This window comes from Acinetobacter sp. WU_MDCI_Abxd143, assembly GCF_025514195.1.
Taxonomy (GTDB): Bacteria; Pseudomonadota; Gammaproteobacteria; order Pseudomonadales; family Moraxellaceae; genus Acinetobacter; species Acinetobacter pittii_H.
Window position 1 is genome coordinate 23920 of record NZ_JAHPTH010000019.1, and the last position, 6061, is coordinate 29980.

Sequence of the window (6061 nt, forward strand, 5' to 3'; positions counted from 1 at the left end):
ATTAATCGTTAGTGAAATTTTATGGCTCAAACGCAAAGTATAGTTAATTCAACGTTAAAGAAATTATCAAAAATAGGTTTATACGGAAAAAAGGTCACTTCTGCCACGGCCGCAATTAGTGAAGGTTTTTATCTAGTTTATCGACATGGGCTTTATAAAGATCCTAATAATCCTGTAAATACACGTTATGTCCAATACTTTTGCCGCCGTTTATGTCAGGTTTTCAATTTAGATATAGAAGTACATGGCACAATTCCTAGAGAACCAGCTTTATGGGTAAGTAATCATATTTCTTGGTTAGATGTTGCGGTTCTAGGCTCAGGTGCACGAGTTTTCTTTCTGGCTAAAGCTGAAATTGAAAATTGGCCTATTCTTGGAAACTTAGCCAAAAGTGGTGGAACGTTATTTATTAAGCGTGGATCTGGGGATTCAGTCAGAATTCGTGAGCAAATTACTGAATTTTTAAAACAAAATATTCCAGTATTATTTTTCCCTGAAGCGACAACTACAGATGGACATTCTGTTAAAAAAGTTCATGGACGATTACTGGGTGCAGCGATTGAAGCACAACGTCCAGTACAGGTATGTTTAATTTGTTATGTAAACAGAGATGGGCAATTAGATACGGTTGCACCATTTATTGGGGACATGACATTTGCTGAACATATTCAACGTGTACTAGAAATGCCGAAAGTAACTGCTCATTTATTAACTTTGCCTCCAATTTCAGTGGAAGGACATGACGTCAAAAGTTTAACGCGCGAAGTTCAAGAAAAAATGGTAGAAGGTTTGGCTCAATTACATCGAAAAGTACTTAAGCCAAAAACTTAATTACATAAAACCTTCAATTGGCAGCCATGAAAGAAACTTCATGCCTGCTTTTTGCCACCATTTCATCTCAGGTTCCTGTCTATAAATTACAGGGCCATTTGGAGTTTCTTGTTGCCAATAAATATGATTGTTAGCGTCGAGCTTTAATTTATAAGCATATTTATTTAAATTTTCATCCATTGTATGGTGAATGGTTTTAGCCAACGATGGGCTGTCTAAAATTACGCCAATTTCAGTATTTAAGTAAGCTGAGCGTGGATCAAAGTTAAATGAACCGATAAAAACCTGCTCATCTAATGCCATAAGTTTAGTATGCAAACTTGAACGGCTTAAACCTTTCATATTTACTTTAGCTTTAGTTGCAAGCTCATCTGTATTTTTATTTAAATCTCTTTTATCGGGTGTTGGTAAAAATTCATAAAGTTGTACGCCGTTTTTAAGCAGCTCTTTACGATATTTCCCATAAAAGGCATGTACAACAGCAACGTCATTCGCTTTGAAAGAGTTCGTTAAAACTCGAACCTCAACCCCTTCTTTGGCAAGGGTGCTTAAAATCTTGGCACCTTGTTTTTCAGGAATAAAATAAGCAGAGATTAAATCAACGTTGCTTTCTGGCTTTTCCAAGTGGTTAATTAATTGGAAATTCAGGTGTTCTTCTTTTTTAGCTTTCGATTTGATTTTATCAGGTGAGTCCTTTACGACTTCTGCTTTGACCCAATCGAATTGAATATTATGATTTAACCATTGATCAAATGCGTGGGATTTGGCGGTTAAGTTTAGAAAGTTTTGAACAGTTGCTTGTTGATAGTGTGCTTCGAGTTGTTCTTTTAATCCTTCATAGCGTAAACGATGCTGCTCAGGACTTACGATACTTTGAACTGAATATGCATATTCATGATTCCAGTAATCATCAAATGAATTCACAATATCATCAACAGCAGCACCTACCAACATTACATCGACATCAGAAAACTGATAGCTATCGCTTACATTGTAATATTGATTGGTCATGTTGCGCCCGCCAATAAGAGCAACCTCATTGTCGGCAATAAAACTTTTATTATGCATACGACGATTGATACGTTTTAAATCCAGCACCATATCCATTGCACGATATTTGCGGAAACGGTAGGGATTAAAAAGCTTAACTTCAATATTTTTATGCTGAGAAAGGGCAAGTAAAATCCCTTCCATTTTTTTTGCATTATTGTCATCAATAAGAAGTCGGACTTTTACACCTCGATCAGCTGCACGAATAATGGCGTGCAAGGCTAAAGCACCAACTTTGTCATTATCCCAGATGTAATATTGTAAATCTAAAGTCTTTTCGGCTTTATCAATTAATCTAAGTCGAGCCGCTAAAGCCTCCAGCGGATCATTTAGAACATGGAAGCCAGTTAACTTTGGATTTTGCTGACGTAAAGGTGTGATAATTTTGGCAAGTGAAGTCTCAGAGGTATCAATATCTTTTGCATATTGTACTGGTTCAACACCATGTTTTGGCAGAGTACTACATCCTGTCAAACCCACAGCAAAACTTGAACATAGGACTATAGAGGCTTTTATCAAAAAGCCTTTAGCTTGTTGATTCGTTTGAAGCTGTTTGGAATGAAAGGATTGTGCCATAATCAGTACATACGATAAGGTGAGCTAGAGTATAATTCGTGCATATTGAAAGATAAATATTGAATTTGATTACTAGCAATCAATATAAGATAAGTCGAGAGTCGTAATGTGGAATCCAAATTCAATCATTTTTTGTTTTTACTTTATTTTTTCAATACTTGCTCTATGGGGAATTTCTGAGGCTTGGATTCATCAATCACGAACCGAGACGATTCATCCATTTAAAGCTTTTGTACATCTACTCGCATTTTATCTCTCTTATCTACTTATTCCTCTCTGGTTTTTTAATTTATATGCTGCTTGGATCGGTTACTACTCAATTCATCAAGGTGTTTTCATCTTTTTCTTAAGTGGGGTATTAATTTATGCCCGATTTATCGAACCTCATTTAGTCCGTGTTGATACTCATCAATATCGTTTAAACCCAGATCGTAGTTTTGATAAGCCAGTAAAAGTAGCTTTAATCGCAGATTTACATATTGGTTTGTTTTCAGGACATGAACGTCAACTCAAAACCATAGTTAGAAAATTAAATGAACAGCAACCTGATTTAGTCGTAGTTGCTGGTGACTGGACATATGAACCAGAAGATAGACTAATTGAAGAGTTAAGTGTTTTAAAAGAAATTCAGGCGCCTGTATATTCAGTTCCTGGAAATCATGACGAGCAATATCCTGGCCCGCCAATTCAACAATTATTAAAAGATGCATTATTTTATAATGAAGTCGTGGATATCGAAGGCAAGATTGTTGATTTTGAAGAGTTTCGTTTGATTGGTATTGGTGATCTTTGGGCAGGAAAAACTGATATGCGTTCCATGCCAGATTTACCGCAGGACAAACCTTGGTTAATTTTGTCTCATAATCCAGATACAGTAGATATGGTACCTAAATTACCGAATCGACCATTAATGTTATCTGGACATACTCATGGAGGGCAGGTGGAGCTTCCATGGTTGACTAACTATATTATGAAAAAAGTATCAATTTTAGGCCATAAACGTGGGTTTTATTCTCATGAGCATGCGGATGTCTTTGTTACCGTCGGCACAGGAATGGTTGGAATCCCTTTACGCTTTAGAGTGCCACCAACCATTGATATTATTGAGCTAGTTTAAAATAAAAAAGCCAATCACAAAGGATTGGCTTTTTTATAAATTGAAAATTATGGGATAACGACAATTGCAACACGTCGGTTAATCGCACGATTTTCATTGGTTGTATTTGGCACATAAGGTTGCGTTGAACCGCGACCAATCACATAGATATTTTCTTTTTTAAATCCGCGGGCTAAGAAAAGATTTGCCACACTTTGTGCTCGCTCTTCAGATAACTTTTGGTTATATGTAGCATCACCAACATCATCAGTGTGACCCACAATTTTCAATTTATTTAGGTCATATTTATTTAATTGGTTTGCTAGACGTGCTAATTCAGCTTCATGGCTTTGTTTTAACTCTGCATTATTAAAGTCAAATAACAAACGTTCTGGTAAACCTAAAGTCCATCCTTCATCAGTAAGAACGAACCCTTCTTTTTTGAGCAACTTTACTTGACGATATTTTAATGGACCAAAACTCAGGCACCCTGCAAGAGTAATGCATATCAATGCAATAAAGGAGAGTTTCAAAGATCTTGTATTCATAGATTAGCCTAAATTTAATTTTCAGGTTTATAGATAAACCAGTGTTCATCCGAATTTTTAGCCTTATACATTGCCTGATCTGCTTGCATAATGAAATCTTCGGGGCTAGATGCAAATTGTGATAAAGCAATACCTACACTAAAACTGAAATAAATAGTTTGACCATTTAGATGCAAAGGTTCTTTACAGCTTTCGAGTAAATTTTCAGCAATAGATATTAAATGATCAGCATGGCTAATGGAATGCAAAATAACAGCAAATTCGTCGCCACCTAACCGAGCGATAAAATCTTGATGGCGTAGACGAGTTTGCAAGCGATTAGCCATTTCTTTTAAAACTTCATCTCCAGCTAAATGACCAAACTGGTCATTAATTGCTTTGAAGTTGTTGTTATCTATAAATAATAATGCAGACTTATTGTCGAAATCCTTATCATCAAACATGTCTAAAAGAATTTGGTAAAAATAATGTCTATTAGGCAACAAGGTGAGCTGATCGTGATGAGCTTGAAAGGATAATTTACGATTTTCCTTTTGTAACTGATTATCCCATATCTGAATTTCTTCAAGTAACTCGTTAAATACAGTATTTAAATCTTGAAATTCTTTAATACGATTATAAGGAAAGCGAAGATTGTAGGCTTTTTGCTCACTTACAATTTGAGCAATATTAGTAAGTGGATAAATAGCCTGCATAATTTGGCGATAAGTTAGGTTTACTGACCACCATAAAGCGCAAACAATAAACAACATCGCAATTGCAAGCCCTACCATAATCATTTTGAGGAACTGCAATATTTTTTCAGAACTACCAAAAAGTGTTAGCTCACCTACATTTTGTTCATGATGATAAATTGTAAGATGAACGGGTTCGTTTAAAAACCAATGATCAAACCAACCTTCTAAAATTGAAGTTTGACTAGATAATTTAAAGCTTTGAGCAATTAAATGATGTTCCGAGTCATAAATATGAATCGTACGAATTGAATGATCCTTCGTATACTCATTTAAAATTTGTTCTATTGTAATTTTATCATTAAATACTACAGCGGGTTGAATGCGCTCTAATAGAGTGTGACTAAGCAATTGCAAATTTTGTTTGGCATAAGTTTCCATTGTAAAAACAGAAATTGATACAAACGTAAAAGAGCAAATAAAAAAAGTAATAGCAAAAATAGTAAATTGAGATTTTCTAAATAATGCATGTAGTGAAGTGGATTGATACAACTTTGATATCATAACCCTTACTCCGCATTCTTAGCCAAGAGTAATACTCTCGGATCAATATGAACTTTGGAGTGACTTAAAGCATCTAAGTTAACTTTAAATGTTGTGTAATTATTCTGGTTATATAAACAAAAGATACTTCCTATTTCGCACTCTGAATTATTAATGCTTAAAGAAAGTAAAGAGCGATAAGGATAGTTTTGAATAAGATTTTGTTGTTGCTGTGGAGAGGTAGTAGAAAAGTAGACAGCTTGACAATGTGACCGAGCAAAATCTTTCGCATTTACAGTTTGAACACGATAATTATAAGACATTTGCTGGATGTAAGATTGAAATGTAGATGTAATAGAAGGGTTATCAATAATACACAGCGTAGGAGTGTTTACATTCTCCCATTTGCTATAGCTTAGAATAGATAAAGTAAGTACATAGAAGTTATGTTTTGAATTGGCATAACAAGGCCCACTCGTAGCAAACACTACAAGTATGCAAACAAATACTTTTTTAGCGAACTGCCACATGATGAGTTAATGCCAAACTATTGCACGAATAATCTATTCTACATGAAGTTGGTAACGTAAAAAAAGTTTAATATCTCATCTAAAATTGACTAAAAAGCTTAAAAAGTATCCAGTTGATGATATTGGGTTGAAAAAAGGGTTGCAAAGGGAATGTAATGGTCTATAATGCACATCCATCGGCGGTGATGCAGATAGAAACTTGTTGAAAAACAG

6 protein-coding genes are annotated in these 6061 nt (G+C 35.0%); 2 read left to right on the forward strand and 4 right to left on the reverse strand.

All coding sequences use genetic code 11. From position 1 onward, the window contains the following. The first annotated feature begins 21 nt into the window (after positions 1-21). Complete coding sequence (locus tag KTI79_RS18270; protein ID WP_086265536.1) at positions 22-831, forward strand: lysophospholipid acyltransferase family protein; 810 nt, start codon at positions 22-24, stop codon at positions 829-831. Here KTI79_RS18270 and KTI79_RS18275 read toward each other — a convergent pair whose 3' ends face one another. Then, a complete protein-coding gene (locus KTI79_RS18275) occupies positions 832-2457 on the reverse strand; it encodes a phospholipase D family protein (protein ID WP_086265535.1) in 1626 nt (541 codons plus the stop codon). 106 nt (positions 2458-2563) lie between these two features. On the opposite strand from KTI79_RS18275, the gene KTI79_RS18280 reads away from it, so the two are divergent. Next, positions 2564-3574: a metallophosphoesterase gene (locus KTI79_RS18280; RefSeq protein ID WP_086265534.1), complete on the forward strand. Its 1011-nt coding sequence runs from the start codon at positions 2564-2566 to the stop codon at positions 3572-3574. Positions 3575-3621: 47 nt separating this feature from the next. On the opposite strand, the gene KTI79_RS18285 is transcribed toward KTI79_RS18280, so the two are convergent. The 3 genes from KTI79_RS18285 to KTI79_RS18295 are packed head-to-tail and all read right to left on the reverse strand — an operon-like array spanning position 3622 to position 5848. After that, complete coding sequence (locus KTI79_RS18285) at positions 3622-4101, reverse strand: OmpA family protein (RefSeq protein WP_086265533.1); 480 nt, start codon at positions 4099-4101, stop codon at positions 3622-3624. 14 nt (positions 4102-4115) lie between these two features. Then, positions 4116-5339 carry a diguanylate cyclase domain-containing protein gene (locus KTI79_RS18290; protein ID WP_199964148.1) on the reverse strand — a complete coding sequence of 408 codons (1224 nt, stop codon included), beginning with the start codon at positions 5337-5339 and terminating at the stop codon, positions 4116-4118. A gap of 5 nt (positions 5340-5344) precedes the next feature. Continuing rightward, complete coding sequence (locus tag KTI79_RS18295; RefSeq protein ID WP_130174282.1) at positions 5345-5848, reverse strand: YfiR family protein; 504 nt, start codon at positions 5846-5848, stop codon at positions 5345-5347. Positions 5849-6061: the final 213 nt, after the last annotated feature.